General features: G+C 72.2%; 1 protein-coding gene. It reads right to left on the bottom strand.

Annotated features, from left to right (window positions below):
* Positions 1 to 3: 3 nt before the first annotated feature.
* The gene (locus tag F4559_RS34990; protein ID WP_281386309.1) at positions 4 to 22167 is read right to left on the bottom strand and encodes a type I polyketide synthase; all 22164 of its coding nucleotides are present in this window, start codon (positions 22165 to 22167) and stop codon (positions 4 to 6) included.
* Between the last annotated feature and the right edge of the window lie 218 nt (positions 22168 to 22385).

Genomic DNA, 22385 nt, shown 5'->3' with positions numbered 1-22385 from the left:
CGGCTACTCCCCCACGCTGTGGTGCTCGCCGGAGCGGATGACCCGGGTCCTGCGGTGCTCGTCGTCGAGAATCCCGAACAGCTCGCTGTCGGTCGCGGCGTCCAGGTCGTCGGCGTCCTCGTGGTGCCGGGCCGTCCACGACGCCAGCAGCGCCTCCAGCCGGGCCGCGATCTCCCGGTGGTCGACGTCCACCGTGTTGTCCAAAGTGGACTTCAGGCGGTCCAGCTCGGCCAGCACCGGGTCCGGCGCGGCGAGCCGGGATCGCAGGTGGTCGGCGAGCCGCGCGGGCGTCGGGTGGTCGAAGGTGATCGTGGCCGGCAGCCGCGTCCCGGTGTCGACGTCGAGCCGGTTGCGCAGCTCGACGGCGGTCAACGAGTCGAAGCCGAGGTCCTTGAACGGTCGGTGCGGGTCGATCGCCGCCGTGGAAGCGTGTCCGAGCACGTGGGCGACCGCGCGCAGGACCAGGGTGTCCACGTCGGCCGTCGGATCGACGGCCTCGCGGGGACGCGGTCGCACCAGCGCGCGCAGCAACGCGGGCGGGTCGCCCGCCCGGCGCAGGGCCGGCAGGTCGAGCCGCACCGGCACGAGCGCCGGTTCCCCGGCGGTGAGAGCCGCGTCGAACAGGTCCAACGCGTCGTCGGTCGACAGGGGCAACACCCCGGCCTGCGCGATCCGCCGCCGGTCGGCGTCGGTGAGCCCGCTCGTCATGCCGCTGTCCCGCTCCCACTGACCCCACGCCAGCGACACGGCCGGGAGCCCGCGGGCGTGCCGGTGGGTCGCCAACGCGTCGAGGAAGGCGTTCGCGGCGGCGTAGTTGGCCTGGCCCGCACCGCCCAGCACACCCGCAGCCGAGGAGAAGAGCACGAACGCGTCCAGATCGGCGGTCAGCTCGTGCAGGTGCCACGCCGCATCGGCCTTGGGACCCCACACCCGGGCGAACCGGTCGGCGTCCAACGCGGGGACCACGGCGTCGTCGAGCACACCCGCAGCGTGGACCACGGCGGTCACCGGGTGGTCCGCGAGCAGTCGGGCCACGGCGTCGCGGTCCGCCACGTCACAGGCGACGACCGTGACCTCGGCGTCGAGTTCCGCCACCAGCTCGCGCACACCCGGCGCGTCCGGGCCACGCCGCCCGACCAGCAGCAGCCGGGTGACGCCGTGCCGGGCCACGAGGTGCCGGGCGACCTCCCTGCCGAGCACGCCCGTGCCGCCGGTGACGAGCACGGTCCCGCCGGGGCGCAGGGTGGACGGCAAGGGCTCGTAGCCGGTGCGTTCCAGCCGGGGCACGTGCGCCTTGCCGGCCCTGATGGCAAGTTGCGGCTCGTCGCCCACGTCGGGCAGCTCGTCCGTGTCGGTGTCGATCAGCACGAAACGCCCGGGGTTCTCCGTGGCGGCGGCGCGGACCAGGCCCCACACGGCGGTGGCCCGCGGCTCGGGCACGTCCTCGCCCCGCACCGACACCGCGTGCCGGGTGACCACGGTCAGGCGAGCGTCGGGGTCGTCGGCGCGCTCGACCTCGGCGAGGAACTCCCGCACCACGTGCAGCGTGGCGACCGGGTCGGTGGCGTGGTGGACCCGCTCGGCGGGCGCACCGACCGGCAGGTCCGCCTCCGGCCAGACCACCCGGTAGAGGTCCTGTCGGCCGCGGGCCGACGACGGTGCGCGCAGGGTCACGGCGCGGATGGCCGCGATCGGTTCGCCCGCCGGGCCGGCGAGGTCGACGCGGTAGGTGTCCGGACCGGTGGCCGCCAGCCGGACCCGGGCCGTCGCGCGGCCGGTCGCCCAGACCTCCATGCCGGTGAACGAGAACGGCATCTTCGCGGTGCCGTCGGCGATCGTGACGAGCTGGAGCGCGGCGTCCAGCAGGGCGGGGTGGACCGCGAACCGGCCGCCGTCGCCGGGCAGCGCGATGTCGGCGTAGAGGTCGTCGCCCGCGCGCCGCACCGCGTGCACACCCTGGAACGTCGGGCCGTACTCGAACCCGGAATCGGCGGCGGTGTCGTAGAAGCCGGTCACCTCCACCGGTTCGGTGGCGGGCTCGTGCCAGGGTTCCGGCCGTGATCCGGCACCCAGCGTGCCGGTCGCGTGCCGGGTCCAGTCCTCGCGGTCGCGGGAGTGCACGGCGATCGTCCGCCGTCCGGTGTCATCGGGTGGACCGACTGTGACGCGCACGTCGACCGGGCCGGTGATCGTCAGCGGTGCCTCCACCACCAGCTCCTCGACCGACGGGCAGCCGACCTGGCGACCCGCGCGGACCGCCAGTTCCACGAACGCGGACCCCGGCAGCAGCGCGGCACCCAGGACGACGTGCTCCGCGAGCCACGGTTGCGTAGCCGGGGAGAGCTGCCCGGTCAGCACCACGGTCTCGTCCGGCAGTTCGACCACCGCGCCCAGCAGCGGGTGGTCGACCGTGCCCAGACCCGCGCCCGTGACGTCCGCCGAGGTCGTGGGCAGCAGCCAGAACCGGTCGCGTTCGAAGGGGTACGTGGGCAGGTCGGCGTGGGCTTTGGGCAGGGTCCATTCGCCGCCTTGTTCCCACAGGCGGCCCAGTGCGGAGAGAACGCGTTCGGGTTCGTCGTGGTCCCGGCGCATGACCCCGTCCGGCACCAGCGTCGGGTGCGGGCCGATCTCCAGGAAGCGGGTGACCCCGTTGGCCCGTGCCCACTCCACGGCGTCGGCGAACCGGACCGTCGCCCGCACCTGCCGCACCCAGTAGTCCGAAGTGGACAGATCGGTCGGCGTGCCGGTCACCGTCGACACGACCGGCACCGACGGCGCGTGGTAGGTCAGACTCCCGGCGACCCGGGCGAACTCGACCAACATCGGCTCCACCAGCGCCGAGTGGAACGCGTGACTCACCACGAGTCGGCGAGACTCCCATCGTCCCGCGACCTCCAGCACGGCATCCTCGACACCGGAGATCACCACCGACTCCGGCCCGTTGACCGCGGCGATCGACACGCCCTCGGGCAACGTCGGCGCGACGTCGGCTTCAGCGGCCCGGATCGACACCATCGCCCCACCCGGTGGCAGGTCCTGCATCAGCCGGGCACGCGCCGACACCAGCGTGCACGCGTCCTCCAGGCTCAACACCCCGGCGACATGCGCGGCGGCCAACTCGCCCACCGAATGACCCACCAGGTAGTCGGGGGTGATCCCGAGCGACTCGACCAACCGGTACAGCGCCACCTCGACCGCGAACAACGCGGGCTGCGTGAACCGGGTCTGATCCAGGTCGACTTCGTGCAGGGCCAGTCCGAGGGCCTCGCACACCTCGTCCACCGTGCGCGCGAACACCGGATAGGCGTCATACAACCGCCGACCCATGCCGTGCCACTGCGAACCCTGGCCCGAGAACACGAACGCGACCTTCCCGGCCTCGGCCGGGACGAGGGGCACATCGCCGTGGGCGAGCGCTTCGAGGTCGGCCGAGAGGTTGGCCCGGTCGGTCAACGCGGCGCGATACGGGAACCTCGCCCGGCCGGTCAAAGCCGCACCCGCCGTAGGCTCGTCCACGAACCCGCGCAACCGCGCAGCCTGCTCCCGCAACGCCTCCGGTGACTTCGCCGACAACAACCACGGCACGAACCCGGGAACCTCCACCGGCTCGACCTCGGGCGCCTGTTCGAGGATCACGTGTGCGTTCGTGCCACTGATCCCGAACGACGACACACCCGCCCGACGGGGACGACCCGCCGCAGGCCACGGCGCGGCGTCCTCCAGAAGCCGGACCGAGCCTGCCGACCAATCGACGTGCGGGCTCGGCTCGTCCACGTGCAAAGTCTTCGGCAACACCCCGTGCCGCAACGCCAACACCATCTTGATCACACCGGCCACACCCGCAGCCGCCTGCGTATGACCGATGTTCGACTTCACCGAACCCAACCACAACGGCTCCGCACGATCCGCGCCATACGTCGCCAACAACGCCCGCGCCTCGATCGGATCACCCAACGTCGTCCCCGTACCGTGCGCCTCCACAACATCCACATCGGACGGCTCAAGACCGGCATTCGCCAACGCCTGACGAATCACCCGCTCCTGAGACGGACCATTCGGCGCCGTCAAACCATTCGACGCACCATCCTGGTTCACCGCCGAACCCGCCAACACCGCCAACACCCGATGACCACGACGACGCGCATCCGACAGCCGCTCCAACAACACCAGACCCGCGCCCTCGGACCAGCTCGTGCCGTCGGCTCCGGCGGCGAACGACTTGATCCGACCGTCCGACGCCAAGCCGCGCTGCCGCGAGAACTCCACGAACCCCGACGGCGTGGCCATGATCGTGACGCCACCGGCCAACGCCAGATCGCACTCACCCGACCGCAACGCCTGCGCCGCCAAATGCAGCGCCACCAACGACGACGAACACGCCGTGTCCACCGACAACGCCGGACCTTCCAACCCCAGCAGGTACGACACCCGACCCGACGTCACACTCGTCGCGACCCCGGTCGACAGGTAGCCTTCCAGATCGGGCGGCTGGACCCCGGCGCCATACCCGGACGACCAGATCCCGGTGAACACCCCGGTCCGACTGCCGCGCAACGAGGTCGGATCGATCCCGGCATGCTCGAACGTCTCCCACGCCGTCTCCAACAACACCCGCTGCTGCGGATCCATCGCCAACGCCTCACGCGGCGAGATCCCGAAGAACCCGGCGTCGAAGGCCGCCGCCTCGTGCAGGAACCCGCCCGATCGCACGTAGCTGGTGCCGGACGTGCCCGTCGGGTCGAAAAGCCGGTCGAGGTCCCAGCCCCGGTCGGTCGGGAAGTCGCCGATCGCGTCCACACCCTCCGACACCACCCGCCACAGGTCCGCGGCCGAACCGACGCCACCCGGATACCGACACCCCAGACCCACCAACACGATCGGGTCGTCTCCGGAAGCCACCGCCACCGGAACCACCGCCGCCCGGCCCTTCCCCGACAACACCTCCCGCAGGTGCTCGGCCAACCTGTCCGGCGTCGGGTGGTCGAAGGTCACCGTCGCGGACAGTTTCACGCCCAACGCCCCGGCCAGCCTGTTGCGCAACTCCACCGCCGTGAGCGAGTCGAACCCGAGGTCCTTGAACGCCCGGTCGGTCGCGACTCCGTCGGACCTGCCCAGCACCGCGGCGGTGTGCGTGTCGACCAGGTCGACCAGCACGGCCCGCTGCTCGTCCGAGGGCAGCGACGCCAGCCGGTGCGCCAGGCCCGGCTCGGCGGTGCGTCGGGTCCGCCTCGTCAGGCCGCGCAGCGCCGACGCGGTCAGGTCGAGCCGCGCGGGCACCAGCGCGGGCGTGCCGTCGGCAAGGGCCGCGTCGAACAACGCGAGCGCGTGCTCCGTCGACAGCGGCACGATCCCGGACCGCTCCAGCCGCCGCTGGTCGACCTCGGACAGGGCGGCCGTCAGCCCGCTGGTCTGCGCCCACTGCCCCCACGCCAACGACACCGCCGACAGTCCCGACGCATGCCGGTGCGCGGCGAGGGCGTCCAGGAAGGCGTTGGCGGCGGCGTAGTTGGCCTGCCCCGGACCGCCGAGCACACCGGCCGCCGACGAGAACAGCACGAACGCGCGCACGTCGCCGACCAGCTCGTGCAGGTGCCAGGCAGCGTCCACCTTCGGCCGCAGCACGTCGTGCAGGCGGTCCGGCGTCAACGACGCCACCACACCGTCGTCCAGCACGCCCGCCGCGTGCACCACGGCGGCCAGGTCGGGAATCGACCCGACCACCTCGGCCAGCGCCGCCCGGTCGGTCACGTCACAGGCGACCACGGACACGTCCGCGCCCTCGATCACCACATCGCCGCCCCGACGGCCGAGCAACACCAGCCGCCGGACACCGTGCCGCGCCACCAGGTGCCGGGCCACCAGCAGGCCGAGCGTGCCCGTGCCGCCGGTGATCAACGCGGTCCCGCCGAGGTCGACCGGACCCGCGTGCGGCGTCACGCGGTCCAGCCGGGCCGCGAACACCCGATCGCCCCGCACCGCCACCTGGAACTCGTCGGCGGGTGCCTGGACGTCGCCGTCGTGGTCGACGTCCACGAGCGTGAACCGGCCGGGATGCTCGGTCTCGGCCGCCCGCACCAGTCCCCACGCGGTCGACGCGGCGGGGTCGATCACGTCGTCGGGGCCGACGGCCACCGCGCCGCGCGTGACGATCGCGAGCTTCCCCTCGTCCTGTGCGCGCAGGAAGTCCTGGACGACGGCCAGGGTCTCGGCGGCCACGGCGTGCGCGGCCCGGACCGGATCGGTCTCGGCGGTGGTCACGCGGTGCACGGCGGCCGGTGTCCACGACGGCGTGACGGGAACCCAGTCGAGCCGGAACAGCCGCCGGTCGCGGGCGTGGAAGTCCGCCGTCATCGGTCGCACGGTCAGCGCGTCCACCACGGCCACGGGATCACCGCTGTCGGTCGCGAGCAGCACGCGGAAGGCGTCGCCGGCCGGGGTGAGCCGCACCCGGACCGCCGACACACCCTCCGTCACCACGGCCACCCCGGCGAACGAGAACGGCACCGAACCGGCCGCGACCAGGGTGAGCGGCTGCAACGCCGCGTCGAGCAGCGCGGGGTGCAGGCCGAACCCGTCGCGGTGGTCGAGGGCGACCTCGGCGAACAGCTCGCCCCCGCGTCGCCACACCGCCCGGACCCCTTGGAACGCCGGGCCGTACTCGTAGCCCCGGGCGGCCAGGTCGTCGTAGAAGTCGCCGAGATCCACGGGTTCCGCGTCCGTCGGCCACTCCAGCCGGCCCGGAGTCGGTGCGTCCACGCCCAGTGAACCGACGGCGTGCCGCACCCAGGCGCCGTCGACCTGGGAGTGGATCGTGACCGCGTTCGCGGCGTCGACCACGACCTGGACCGGAACGGCACCCTCGGGCGGGAGGACCAGCGGGGTTTCCAGCAGCAGCTCGTCCAGGACGGGCCGACCGACCTGGCGGCCCGCGCGCAGCGCCAACTCGACCAGGCCGGTGCCGGGCACCAGCACCGAGCCGTGGATGGCGTGATCGGCCAGCCACGGGTGGGTCGCGAGGGACAACCGCCCGGTGAGGACGGCACCCTGCCCGTCGGCGAGGTCCACGGCCGCGCCGAGCAGCGGATGACCCGCCGAGTCCAGGCCCGCCGCGCTCACGTCGGCCGAACCCTCCCCGACCATCCAGTACCGCCGACGCTGGAAGGCGTAGGTGGGGACGTCCGCGTGTCCCGCCTCGGCGGGCGTCCAGTCGACGTCCACACCCGCGACGAACACGCGGGCCAACGCGGAGGCGAAGTCGGCGTCGTCCCGGCGAAGCGTGCCCGTGGCGACGGTCGCGTCCAGCGTGGGCACCAGCACCGGGTGCGGGCTGACCTCGATGAACACGTCGTGCCCGGACGCCGTGAGTTCTTCGACCGCCCGATCGAAACGCACGGGTTCGCGCAGGTTCCGGTACCAGTAGTCGGCGTCCACCGTGCCGACCAGCCCCTCGGTGACCGTGGAGTGGAACGGAATCCGCGCGGGCAACGGCGTAATGTCCGCCAGGTCCGCCAGCAACCGATCCCGAACCGCCTCCACCTGCACCGAATGCGCCGCGTAGTCCACCGGCAGCACCCGGACCCGCACGCCTTCGGCCTCGCCCGCGGCCACCAACTCGGCCAACGCGCCGGGCTCTCCGGACACCACGACGGAATCCCGCGAGTTCACCACAGCGACCGAGATCCGGTCACCCCACCGCGTCAACAACTCCGCGTCGGCAGGCAGGCCCACCGACACCATGCCGCCCAGACCCGACAGTGAGACCAAAGCTTTGCTGCGCAATGCGACCACGCGCGCCGCGTCCGCCAACGACAACGCACCCGCCACGTACGCCGCCGCGATCTCACCCTGCGAATGCCCCACCACTGCATCCGGCTCGACACCACGCGAACGCCACAAGGCCGCCAACCCGACCATCATCGCGAACAACGCGGGCTGCACCACATCGACCCGCTCCAACGACCCGCCGTCCAGCACTTCCACCAACGACCAGTCCACGTGTGGCGCCAACGTCTCCGCACACGCATCGATCGCCTCACGGAACACCGGCTCGGCCGCGTACAACTCCCGGCCCATCCCGACCCACTGCGCACCCTGACCCGGGAACACGAACACCCTGCGGCCCAACGACAAAGCCGTCCCGGCCACCAACCCCGGATGTTCACGCCCCTCGGCCAGGGCGTCCAGGGCCGCTCGTTCCACCACCACCGCACGGTGATCGAAACGCGACCGGCCGGCCAACGCCCGTGCCACCGCGGCACCGGAGTAAGGCGCGAGCCGCCGCGCCTGGTCACGCACGGCCTGCTCGGACTTGGCACTGATCACCCACGGCGCGTGGCCGGTGTCGGCGACGGTCTCGGCGGCGGGCGCCTGCTCGATGATCACATGCGCGTTGGTGCCGCTGACCCCGAACGACGACACCCCGGCCCGGCGCGGACGGCCGACCTCGGGCCACACCACCTCATCGGCCAACAGCCGGACGTTCCCGGTCGACCAATCCACGTACGCGGTCGGCTCGTCCACGTGCAACGTCTTCGGCAACCGCCCGTGCCGCAACGCCAACACCATCTTGATCACACCGGCCACACCCGCGGCCGCCTGCGTATGACCGATGTTCGACTTCACCGAACCCAACCACAACGGCTCCGCACGATCCGCGCCATACGTCGCCAACAACGCCCGCGCCTCGATCGGATCACCCAACGTCGTGCCCGTGCCGTGCGCCTCCACAACATCCACATCGGACGGTTCCAACCGGGCATTCGCCAACGCCTGACGAATCACCCGCTCCTGCGAAGGACCATTCGGCGCAGTCAACCCGTTCGACGCGCCGTCCTGGTTCACCGCACTGCCCCGCACGACCGCCAACACCCGATGACCGTTCCGCTCGGCATCGGACAACCGCTCCAACAACACCAGGCCCGCGCCCTCGGCCCACCCGGTGCCGTCGGCCGCCGCCGCGAACGGCTTGCACCGGCCGTCGGCGGACAGACCGCGCTGGCGGGAGAACTCGGTGAACCCCAACGGGTTCACGATGACCGTCACGCCGCCCGCCAACGCCAGGTCACACTCGCCCGACCGCAACGCCTGCGCCGCCAGGTGCAGCGCCACCAACGACGACGAACACGCGGAGTCCACCGACAGCGATGGACCACGCAGGCCGAGCAGGTAGGAGACCCGGCCGGACGTCACGCTCGGCGAGATGCCCGTCGCCAGGTAACCCTCGGCGTCGCGGGGCGCCTGGTCGACCCGGCCCCCGTACCCCGACGACCACAGGCCGGTGAACACCCCGGTCTCACTGCCCCGCAACGAAGTCGGGTCGATACCGGCATGTTCGAACGTCTCCCACGCCGTCTCCAGCAACACCCGCTGCTGCGGGTCCATCGCCAACGCCTCGCGGGGCGAGATCCCGAAGAAGTCGGCGTCGAACCCGGCGGCGTCCGTCAGGAACCCGCCAGATCGCGTGTAACTGGTGCCCGGATGGTCGGGATCGGGGTGGTACAGCCCGTCCAGGTCCCACCCGCGATCGGTCGGGAAGTCGCCGATCGCGTCCACCCCGTCCGACACCAATCGCCACAGGTCGTCCGGCGAATCCACCCCGCCGGGCAGTCGACAGCCCATGCCCACGATCACGATCGGGTCGTCGCCGGCCGCCGCGACCACGGGCGCCGCGATCTCCCGACGGACACCCGTCAGCGCCGAACCGAGGTGTTCGGCCAGTTCCTCCGGGGTCGGGTGGTCGAAGGTCAGCGTCGCGGGCAGCCGCAGCCCGGTGGCCGACGCGAGCCGGTTGCGCAGCTCCACGGCGGTCAGCGAGTCGAACCCGAGATCGCGGAACGCCGACCGCGACCTGACCGCCGCGGCGTCGCCGTGCCCGAGCACGGCGGCGGTGTGCGTCCTGACCAGGGACAACAGGTCGGCTTCGGGTGCGACCGGCGGCGGGAGCGCCCGGGTCCGGGTCGTGAGCCGAGCCGTCGTCACGACGGGTTCGCCGCTCGCGAGGGCCGCGTCGAACAGCGCCAACGCCTGCGCGGTCGGCATGGACACGATCCCGGCACGGGCGAAGCGCTCGCGGTCGGTCGCGGTGAGGTGTCCGGTCATGCCGCTCGCCTCGGCCCAGTACCCCCAGGCCATCGACACGGCGGGCAGGCCGAGCGCGTGCCGGTGCGCGGCCAGGGCGTCGAGGTAGGAGTTGGCCGCCGCGTAGTTGGCCTGCCCGGCGTTGCCCAGCACCCCGGCGGCGGCGGAGAACAGCACGAACGCCTCCAGGTCGGAGGTCAGTTCGTGCAGGTGCCTGGCGCCGTCGACCTTGGGCCGCAGCACACGGTCCAGCCGGTCCGGGGTCAGCTCGGACACCACGGCGTCGTCCAGCACACCGGCCGCGTGCACCACGGCGGTCAGATCCGGGATCGACGCGACCAGGTCCGCGACCCGCCCACGATCCGACACGTCACACGCCACCACCCGGACGTCCGCGTCCAGCACCGGCGCCTCGCCACCACGACGACCCACCAACACCAACCGCCGCACACCGTGCCGCGACACCAGATGCTCGGCCAGCAGCCGACCCAACGTGCCCGTGCCACCGGTGATCAACACCGTGCCGTCGGACAACGCGGGCACGGTGAGCACCAGCTTGCCGGTGTGCCCGGCGCGGCTCATGAGCCGGAACGCGTCCCCGGCCCGCCGCAGGTCGGTGGTCGCGATCGGGGGCAGGTCGAGCGCGCCGGCGGCGATCAGCCCCAGCACCTCGGCGAGCACGTCGCCCAGGTGGGCGGGGTCGACGTCGTTGAGGTCGAACGCGCGGTAGTCCACACCTTCGGGCGAGCGGATGTCGGTCTTGCCCATCTCCACGAACCGGCCGCCGGGCGCGAGCAGCCCCAACGACGCGTCCGTGAACTCGCCCGCGAGCGAGTTGAGCACCACGTCGACCCGGGGGAACCGCTCCGCGAACTCCACCGTCCGCGACGACGCGATGTGCCCGTCGTCCAAACCCAAGCCCCGCACCACATCCCACTTGCCCGGACTCGCGGTCGCGAACACCTCCGCGCCGAGATGGCGTGCCAACCGGATGGCGGCCATCCCCACACCACCCGCACCGGAGTGGATCAACACCCGGTCACCGGCCCGCACCCCGCCGAGATCGACCAGACCGTGCCAGGCGGTCAGGAACGCCACCGGCACCGCCGCCGCCCGCGCGAACGACCACCCGTCCGGCACGGGCGCGAGCACCCGGTGGTCCGCGACCGCACGTGGCCCGAAGGCGCCGCTCGCGATACCCAGGACGCGATCGCCGACCCGCCACCGCGTGACGCCGGGACCGACTTCGAGGACCGTCCCGGCCGCCTCGCCGCCCAGCAGCGCCGCGTCCGGGTACATGCCGAGGGCGATCAACACGTCCCGGAAGTTCAGGCCCGCCGCCCGCACCCGCAGCCGCACCTGGCCCGGTTCCAGCGGGACCTCGGGCACGTCGACGAACGCCAGGTCGTCCAGGCTGCCGGTGGCCGACTCGACCAGCCGCCACGACCCGTCCGAGGACGACGGCCGGGGCTGGAACGACACCTGCCGGGGCACGAGCACCTCGTCGCCGCGAACCGCCAGTTCACGCTCGTCGCCCGCGACCGCGCCGGCCTCCAGGAGCCGCTCCGGCGCGAGCCCGTCCGATTCCACCAGCACGAACCGACCGGGGTGCTCGGCGGCGGCACTGCGCACCAGCCCGCGCACGGCCGCGCCCGCCAGGTCCCCCGGCCGCGTCGGCACGACCAGCCGCTCGGGGTCGTCGGACCGCAGGTGGTCCCGTACCAGGGCCAAAGCCTGTCGCGTGACCTCGTGCACGGCGTCGCCGGACAGTTCCGGGGCGAGCCGGACCGGCACGGGCGTGGCCCCGGTCAGCGGCAACCAGGCGGTCCGCAGCAGCGTCACCCCGGTGTCGGCGGCCGGGCGCACCGTGAGCACGTCGACCGTGGCCACCCGCGTGCCCGCGAGGTCGGTCAGCACGACCGCGAAGGTGTCCGGGCCGGTGCGGGACAGGTGGACCCGGGCCGTCGACACCCCCGTGGCGTGCACGGTGATCCCGGCGAACGAGAAGGGCAGCCGGACGCGGTCGTCGGGGTGCAGCAGGATCACCGGTTGCAGCGCCGCGTCCAGCAGCGCCGGGTGCAGGCCGAACCCGCCGCCCTCCGGCACGGTCACCTCGGCGAACGCCTCGTCGGCGGTGTGCCGGAGGGAACGCAGTCCGCGGAACGCGGTCCCGTAGTCGTAGCCGAGGCTTTCGACGTGCTCGTAGAAGGCGGCCGGATCCACGGCGTCGCCGGTCGGCGTCCAGGTCGCCGTGCCGACGACGCGCTCCGAGCCGATCGTCCCGGACGCGTGCCGGGCCCACTCGCCGTCGACCCGGGAGTGCACCGTCACCGGCCGTCGGCCGTCGTGGTCCGGTGCGCCGGCGGACACCTGGACGTGGATGGGGCGTTCGGTCACGACCAGGGGTGCGTGCAGGACCAGTTCCGCCACCGTGGGATGGCCGAGCACGCGCGCGGCCTCGGTGACCAGTTCGACGAAGGCCGTGCCGGGCAGCAACATCGTGCCGTCGACCACGTGACCGGCGAGCCACGGGTGGGTGCGGGTGGACAGGCGTCCCGTCAGCACCGCGCCCTGCCCGTCGGGCAGTTCCACCACGTCGTCGAGCAGCGGGTGCCCCGACGTGGGCTCGCCCGTCGTCGGCATGAGCCAGTAACGCGAGCGCTGGAACGGGTAGGTGGGCAGACCGATCCGCCCCAATCCGTCCTCGGGCAACGGGTGGCCACTGACGATCAGCCGCGCGAGGGCCGGTCGGAAGTCGCTGTCGTCACGTCTCAGTGTGCCGGTGACGACGGTCGCGTCCAGCGTCGGCACCAGCACCGGATGCGGACTGACCTCGATGAACACGTCGTGCCCGGACGCCGTCAGCTCTTCCACGGCCCGGTCGAACCGGACCGGTTCGCGCAGGTTCCGATACCAGTAGTCCGCGTCGACCGAGCCGACCAGGCCCTCGGTCACCGTGGAGTAGAACGGAATCCCGGCGGGCAATGGCGTGATATCCGCCAGGTCCGTCAGCAACCGATCCCGGACCGCCTCCACCTGCACCGAATGCGCGGCGTAGTCCACGGGAATCCGGCGTGCCCGCACACCCTCCCGCTCACACGCGGCCACCAACTCGTCCAACGCCGACGGCTCACCCGACACGACCACGGTCGTCGCCGAGTTCACCACCGCGACCGAGACCCGATCACCCCACCGTTCCAGCAACTCCGCGTCGGCAGGCAACCCGACCGACACCATGCCGCCCAGGCCCGACAATCCGATCAGGGCCTTGCTGCGCAACGCCACTACGCGTGCCGCGTCCGCCAACGACAACGCACCAGCCACATACGCCGCCGCGATCTCACCCTGCGAATGCCCCACCACCGCATCGGGTTCCACACCACGCGAACGCCACAACGCCGCCAACCCGACCATCATCGCGAACAACGCGGGCTGCACCACGTCGACCCGGTCGAGCGACCCGCCGTTCAACGTCTCGACCAACGACCAGTCGGTGAACGGAGCCAAGGCACGCGAACACGCGTCGATCGCCTCCCGGAAGACCGGCTCGGCCGCGTACAACTCCCGACCCATCCCGACCCACTGCGCACCCTGACCCGGGAACACGAACACCTTGCGGCCCAGAGACAAAGCCGTCCCAGTCACCAACCCTGGGTGCTCGCGCCCTTCGGCCAGGGCGTCCAGGGCCGCCCGCTCCACCACCACCGCACGGTGATCGAAACGCGCCCGTCGGGCGAGCGCCCGACCGATTCCGACGTCGTCCGGCTGTTCGGCCACGAAGTCACGGAGTCGGCCGGCCTGCTCCCGCAACGCCTCCGGTGTCCTGGCCGACAGCAACCACAGCGGATCATCGGCCTCGACCGGCTCGGCCCCGGGCACCTGCTCGATGACGACGTGCGCGTTGGTTCCGCTGATCCCGAACGCGGACACCCCGGCCCGACGCGGCCGTCCCACCTCGGGCCACGGCACGGCCTCGGTCAACAGCCGGACGTTCCCCGCCGACCAGTCGACTTCCGAGGTCGGCTCGTCCACGTGCAACGTCTTCGGCAACCGCCCGTGCCGCAACGCCAACACCATCTTGATCACACCGGCCACACCCGCGGCCGCCTGCGTATGACCGATGTTCGACTTCACCGAACCCAACCACAACGGCTCCGCACGATCCGCGCCATACGTCGCCAACAACGCCCGCGCCTCGATCGGATCACCCAACGTCGTCCCCGTACCGTGCGCCTCCACAACATCCACATCGGACGGCTCAAGACCGGCATTCGCCAACGCCTGACGAATCACCCGCTCCTGAGACGGACCATTCGGCGCCGTCAAACCATTCGACGCACCGTCCTGGTTGACCGCACTACCCCGCACCACCGCCAACACCCGATGACCGTTGCGCCGGGCATCGGACAGCCGTTCGAGCAACACCAGACCCGCACCTTCGGCCCACCCCGCACCGTCGGCGGCAGCCGCGAAGGACTTGCTCCGACCGTCCGGCGCGCTCGCGCCCTGCCGGGACATCCCGGTGAACAGCGACGGATCGGCGTTGATCGTCACGCCACCGGCCAACGCCAGGTCGCACTCCCCCGACCGCAACGCCCGCGCCGCCAGGTGCAGCGTCACCAACGACGACGAACACCCGGTGTCCAGGGACAACGCCGGTCCGACCAACCCGAGCAGGTAGGACAGCCGACCGGAGCCGATGCTGGTCGCGGTGCCGGTGACCTGGTAGCCCTCCAGGTCGTCCGGGATCACGCCGCTCGCGTAGCCGGTCGACCAGATCCCGGTGAACACCCCGGTGTCACTGCCCCGCAACGAGGTCGGATCGATCCCCGCGTGCTCGAACGTCTCCCACGCCGTCTCCAACAACACCCGCTGCTGCGGATCCATCGCCAACGCCTCACGCGGCGAGATCCCGAAGAACCCCGCGTCGAACCCGGCGGCGTCCGCGAGGAACCCGCCCTGCCGGGTCGACGACGTCCGCGGCCGGGTGCCGTCGGGGTCGTAGAGCCGTTCGAGGTCCCAACCCCGGTCGTCGGGGAACCCATCGATGGCGTCGATACCGCCGGACACCAACCGCCACAGGTCGTCCGGCGACTCGACACCACCGGGAAAGCGGCAGCCCATGCCGACGATCGCGATCGGGTCGTCGCTCGCGGCCGTGACCCGCACCGCCGTCGCGGTGCCCTCCCCGCGCAGGTGGGCGGCGAGGCGTTCGGGTGTGGGGTGGTCGAACACCAGCGTGGCGGGCAGTTTCCGCCCGAAGGCGGCGGCCAGGCGGTTGCGCAGCTCGACCGCGGTCAACGAGTCGAAGCCCAGCTCCTTGAACGCCCGACGGGTGTCGACCAGGTCCGCCGAGGCGTGCCCCAGCACGGCCGCCGTATGCGTGGTGATCACGTCGAGGACGTCGCCCGCGACCGGCTCGGCCCGCTCGACCCGGACCTGGGCCTCGGACAGCTCGGCGAGCAACCGGCCGGGTCGCTGCCGGGTGAACGCGGGCGCGAACTCGGCCCAGTCGACCGGCGTGACGACCGCGTGCGACACGTCCTGGTCGAGCACGTCGCGCAGCGCGGCGAGCGCCCGCCCGGACGCCATCTCGCCCAGGCCGAGCAGCCTGCGCTGTCGTCGGACGGAGTCCAGTCGCGCCATGCCGCCTTCGGCCCAGATGCCCCACGCCACGGACGTCGTCGCCCGACCCTCGACGCGGTGCCGGGCGGCGAGGGCGTCGAGGAAGGTGTTGCCCGCCGCGTAGGCCGCGCCGTGCCCGTCGCCCCAGACCCCGGCGGTCGACGAGAACAGCACGAGGGTGTCGAGGTCCGGCAGCAGCTCGGCCAGGTTCACCGCACCGGCGACCTTCGCGGTGAGCACGTCGGCGAACGCGGCCAGGTCGTCGTCGGCCACCCGGCCCGACCTGATCACCCCGGCCGCGTGGAACACGGACCGGACGTCGTCGAGTCCGGCCAGCAGGTCCGCCAGGGCTTCCCGGTCGGCCACGTCGCACGCGGCGACCGTGACCCGGGCTCCCGACGCGGCCAGGTCGGCGCGGAGCCCGTCGACACCGGGGGCGTCCGGCCCGGCGCGACCGACCAGCACGAGGTGTTCGGCGCCCTGGTCGGCCAGCCACCGGGCCACCCGGGCGCCGAGCGCGCCGGTGCCGCCGGTGATCACCGTGGTGCCCGCGGGCCGCCAGGCGCGGACCGGCTTGGTCGGCCCGGCCCGGCGCAGCCTGCGGACGGACACCTCGCCGTCGCGGATCCTGACCTGGTCCTCCGGGCCGCCGAGCACGGCGAGCAGCCGTCGCACGGCCGCCGGGGTCGGCTCGGCCACGTCGACCAGCCCGCCCCACCGGTCCGGGAACTCCAGCGCGGCCGAGATGCCCAGGCCCCACACCAGGGCCTGCGCCGGGTTGGTGTCGAACGCGCCGCTCGTCACGCACCACAGCGGCACGGACAACTCGCGCACCGCGTCCAGGGTCCGGGCCAGCCCGACCGGCACGGCCGGGTGGTCGGGGTGCGGTGACTCGTCGAACGCGAGGAACGACAACACACTGTCGGCCTGGTCGACGGTGTCGACCACCTCGACACCGTTGTCCCGCAACGCTTCCACGACCGCGTCGATCCACTCGTGCGCGCCGTCGGGCCGCAGGATCGCCCATCTCCCGGTGGGCCCGCCCGTGGGGGTGAACGGCGCCCAGGCGACCTCGTAGCGCCACGGGTCCGCAGGCGGTGCGACAGGCGTGAGCCAGTGGGATTCGTGCTGGAACGCGTAGGTCGGCAGGTCGACCCGACCCGCCGGCGGCAGAGCCGGGGTCCAGTCGACCTCGACCCCGGCCACGAACAGGCGTCCGGCGGCCGCGAGGAACTCCGCGATCCCACCCCGGTCACGTCGCAGTGTGCCGGTGACGACGGTCGCGTCCAGCGTCGGCACCAGCACCGGGTGCGGGCTGACCTCGATGAACACGTCGTGCCTGGACGCCGTCAGCTCTTCCACGGCCCGGTCGAAGCGGACCGGCTCGCGCAGGTTCCGGTACCAGTAGTCCGCGTCGACCGTGCCGACCAAGCCCTCGGTCACCGTGGAGTGGAACGGAATCCGCGCGGGCAACGGCGTGATGTCCGCCAGATCCGCCAGCAGCCGCTCCCGAACCGCCCCCACCTGCGCCGAATGCGCCGCGTAATCCACCGGAATCCGGCGGGCCCGAACACCCTCCCGCTCACACACAGCCAGGAGTTCGGCCAGTGCGTCGACCTCACCCGACACGACCACCGTCGTCGGCGAGTTCACCACCGCGACCGAAACCCGATCACCCCACCGCGACAACAACTCCGCGTCCACAGGCAGGCCCACCGACACCATGCCGCCCAGACCCGACAACGACACCAAAGCCTTACTGCGCAACGCCACAACCCGCGCCGCGTCCGCCAACGACAACGTACCCGCCACATACGCCGCCGCGATCTCACCCTGCGAATGACCCACCACCGCATCGGGCTCGACACCGTAGGACCGCCACAACGCAGCCAAACCCACCATCACCGAGAACAACGCGGGCTGCACCACGTCCACCCGATCCAACGACCCGCCGCCCAACACCTCCACCAACGACCAGTCGGTGAACGGAGCCAAGGCACGCGAACACGCGTCGATCGCCTCCCGGAACACCTCCGACGTGGCATACAACTCCCGACCCATCCCGACCCACTGCGCACCCTGACCCGGGAACACGAACACCTTCTTGCCGAGCGTGGCCGGTGTCGGGGTGACGAGCGGGTCCGCGCCGGTCGCGCCGACGAGCACCGCGCGGTAGGGCAGCCTGGCGCGGCCGGCGAGTTCCCGTGCGATGGTCGCGGCCGGTACGTCCGGGTGGGTCAGCACGTAGTCACGCAGCCGCTGGACCTGGGCGTTCAGGGCCGCCTCGGTCTTCGCCGACACCAGCCAGGGCACCACCCGGTCCTGGTCCACCGGGGTAGCCGCGATCTCGTGCGGTGCCTGCTGGAGCACGACGTGCGCGTTGGTGCCGCTGATGCCGAAGGACGACACACCCACCCGACGCGGCCGACCCGTCTCCGGCCACGGCAGGGCCTCGGTCAACAGCCGGACGTTCCCCGCCGACCAGTCGACGTGCGAGGTCGGCTCGTCCACGTGCAGCGACTTCGGCAACACCCCGTGCCGCAACGCCTCGACCATCTTGATCACGCCCGCGACACCCGCAGCCGCCTGCGTATGACCGATGTTCGACTTCACCGACCCCAACCACAACGGCTCAGAACGACCAGCGCCATACGTCGCCAACAACGCCCGCGCCTCGATCGGATCACCCAACGTCGTACCCGTACCGTGCGCCTCGACAACATCCACATCGGACGGCTCAAGACCGGCACTGGCCAACGCCTGACGAATGACCCGCTCCTGGGACGGGCCATTCGGCGCCGTCAACCCGTTCGACGCACCATCCTGATTGACCGCCGAACCCGCCAGCACCGCCAACACCCGGTGGCCGTTGCGCCGGGCGTCGGACAGCCGCTCCAACAACACCAGACCCGCGCCCTCGCCCCAACTGGTCCCGTCGGCCGACGAGGAGAACGGCTTGCTGCGCCCGTCCGGCGCGAGACCGCGCTGGCGGGAGAACTCCGTGAAGATCACGGGCGTGGCCATCACGGTCACACCGCCGGCCAACGCCAGGTCGCACTCCCCCGACCGCAACGCCTGCGCCGCCAGGTGCAGTGCCACCAACGACGACGAACACGCCGTGTCGACCGACAACGCCGGTCCGCGCAACCCCAGGTGATAGGCGACCCGACCGGAGGTCACGCTGGTGGCCGTGCCGGTGACGAGGTAGCCCTCGACGTCCTCGGGCACCGGCACCCCGACGGCGTAGCCCGACGACCAGATGCCCGTGTAGACGCCGGTCCGGCTACCCCGCAACGAAGTCGGGTCGATCCCCGCGTGCTCGAACGTCTCCCACGTCGTCTCCAACACCAGACGCTGCTGCGGGTCCATCGCCAACGCCTCACGCGGCGAGATCCCGAAGAACCCGGCGTCGAACCCGCTGACGTCGCCGAGGAAACCACCCTTGGCCACGGAAGTCGTGCCGCCGCCGCGCAACTCGGGATCGTGCAGCCGGGCCAGGTCCCACCCGCGATCGGCCGGGAAGTCGCCGATGGCGTCCACCTCGCCGACGACCAGCCGCCACAGGTCGTCCGGCGACGCCACACCACCCGGGTAGTGACAGCCCATGCCCACGATGACGATCGGATCGTCGGACACCGCCACCGGGGCGGACGACTCCTCGACGACGTCGTCCCGCAGGTAGCCCACCAGCGCGGCGGGCGTCGGGTGGTCGTAGACGAGTCCGGACGGCAGTCGAAGCCCCAGCACCCGATTGACCCGGTCGCGCAGCGCCACACCCATGGCCGAGTCGAAACCCAGCTCCTGGAAGGTGCGGGACGGATCGATGTCGGCGACATCGACATACCCGAGCACCGCCGCGATCGCGGCCATCACCCGATCGCTGGGATCGGCTCCGGCGTCGGCCGCGACCGGCGCCGGTTCCGCCACCGGCCGGTCCCACCAGTACGGCCGCCGCTGGAACGCGTAGGTCGGCAGGTCGACCAGCCTGGTCGGGCCGGGGAAGGCCGAACCGAGGTCGACGTGCCCGCCCGCCGTGAACACCCGGCCCACGGCGGCCAGGAACTCCTCGCGCGTCCCGTGCCCACGACGCAACGTCCCGGTGACCACGGTCCCGTGCTCCACCGCGGGCACCAGCACCGGATGCGGGCTGACCTCGACGACCACGTCGTGTCCGTCCGCGAGCAGCGCCCCGGTCGCCAGGTCGAACCGGACCGGCTCACGCAGGTTCCGGTACCAGTAGTCGGCGTCCAGCGCGGACGTGTCGACGACACCGCCCGTCACCGCCGAGTAGAACGGCACCGCCCCCACCCGCGGTCGCACGTCGGCGAGATCCGCGAGCAGCCGGTCCCGGATGGCGGCCACCTGACCCGAATGAGCCGCGTAGTCGACCGGAACGGCCCGTGCCCGAATGCCCTCGGACTCGCACACGGCCGACAATTCGGCGAGTTCGGCCACCGGTCCGGACACGACCACGGACCCGGCCGCGTTCACGACGGCCACCGTCAGCCGCCCGTCCCAGCGGGCGACGAGTCGTTCCGCCTCGGCCACCGGCAGGGCGACGGACGTCATACCGCCCAGACCCGACAACGACACCAAAGCCTTACTGCGCAACGCGACCACCCGCGCCGCATCCGCCAACGACAACGCACCCGCCACATACGCCGCCGCGATCTCACCCTGCGAATGACCCACCACCGCATCGGGCTCGACACCGTAAGACCGCCACAACGCAGCCAAACCCACCATCACCGAGAACAACGCGGGCTGCACCACGTCCACCCGATCCAACGACCCGCCGCCCAACACCTCCACCAACGACCAGTCGGTGAACGGAGCCAACGCCTCCGCACACGCGTCGATCGCCTCCCGGAACACCGGCTCGGCCGCGTACAGCTCCCGACCCATCCCGACCCACTGCGCACCCTGACCCGGGAACACGAACACCGTCCTGCCGAGGTCGGCGGTCCGTCCCACGACCAGGCCGGGCGACTGCCTCCCGTCGGCGAGCGCGTCCAGCCCGGCCGTCCCGTCGACGATCACGGCCCGGTGCGCGAAGTGGGTGCGCGTGCCGACCAGCGCGGCACCGATCTCCGCGGCCGTCACCCCGGACCCGGCCGCGAGATGGTCGCGCAACCGACCGGCCTGGGCCCGCAGCGCCTCGGCCGTCCGGCCCGACAGGACCCACGGCACCGCGCCGTGCGGGTCCGGCCGACCGGTCTCGTCCGCGGGCGGCGGTTCGGCCACGATCACGTGGGCGTTGGTGCCGCCCATGCCGAAGGACGACACGCCGGCGATCAGCGGCCGGTCCGCGCGCGGCCACGGCGCCAGGTCCGTGTTCACGCGCAGCTTCCCGGCCTCGATGTCCGGGTTGGGGGTCGTGTGGTGAAGCGTCGCCGGCAGCAGCCGATGGCGAAGGCTCAACACGGTCTTGAGCAGCCCGACGATGCCCGCCGCACCTTCCAGGTGACCGACGTTCGTCTTGGCCGATCCGACGAGCAACTCCTCGGCGCGGTCGGCGTGCGCGGCGGCGAGTCCGGCGGCTTCGACCGGGTCGCCGACCGGCGTGCCGGTCCCGTGCAGCTCGACGTACTGGACCTCGTCCGGCCGCACGCCCGCGCCGGTCAGCGCCGAGCGCACCACCTGGGCCTGTGCCTCGGCACTGGGCACGGTCAGCCCGCGCGCTGGTCCGTCGTTGTTCACCGCGCCGCCGAGGATCACCGCGTGCACCCGGTCGCCGTCCGCGAGCGCCCTGGCCAGCGGCTTGAGCACGACGACACCGCCGCCCTCGCCCCGGGCGAACCCGTCGGCGTCCGCGTCGAACGTGCGACTGCGCCCGTCCGGTGACAGCGCACCGAACTCGACCGCGCTCGCCTCGCGCCCACCGTCGAGGTTGAGGTTCACCCCGCCGACCAACGCCAGGTCGGTCTCGCCACGCCGCAGGCTCTCGACCGCCAGGTGCACCGCGACCAACGCGGACGACTGCGCGGAGTCGACGGTCAGACTGGGCCCGCGCACGCCGAGGAAGTGCGACACCCGGTTGGCGATCAAGGCCCGGTTGGTGCCGGTCATGGTGTGCGGGGTGGCGGCCGAACCCCGCCCCAACGCCGCGTAGTCGTCCCAGGTGGCACCGATGAACACGCCGGTCTGCCCGCCGGCGAGCGTGCCCGGCACGATCCGCGCGTCCTCCAGCGCTTCCCATGCCAACTCGAGCACCAGCCGCTGCTGCGGGTCCATCGTGGCGGCCTCGCGCGGCGATATCCCGAAGAACCCGGCGTCGAACCCGGAAACGTCGTCGAGGAAACCGCCGGGCAGGACGCCCGCACGCCCCTCGGGCGGCGCGGTGATCGCGTCCAGGCCGTCCCGCAACAACCGCCAGAACGCGGCCGGGTCGGGTGCCTGCGGCAACCGGCAGGACATCCCGACGATCGCGACAGACTCTTCCCCGGAAGACTTCGCCCGCCCCATCGAACCCACTCCCGCACACGAGAAGTCGAGACCGTTCCCGGACGAAATCAATGCGGACAACACCGACCGCAGCGTCAAGAAATACGTTCCCCTCGACCCTGAATAGGACGACTCGAACGTACCTCGCATCCGGTTCGCCGGCTATGACCGTCCCGGATTCCAAATGGAACGCATCGGCTTCCCGACAGTGCCGCAGTCACCGCCACCGGGCGCGTTTA

Source organism: Saccharothrix violaceirubra, assembly GCF_014203755.1.
Classification (GTDB): Bacteria; Actinomycetota; Actinomycetes; order Mycobacteriales; family Pseudonocardiaceae; genus Actinosynnema; species Actinosynnema violaceirubrum.
This window is presented reverse-complemented; position numbering and strand designations above follow the sequence as displayed.

What these genes read in the sequence shown, in the direction of transcription:
- F4559_RS34990 (WP_281386309.1), bottom strand. Translation starts at nt 22,167, where the DNA reads ATGGGGCGGGCGAAGTCTTCCGGGGAAGAGTCTGTCGCGATCGTCGGG.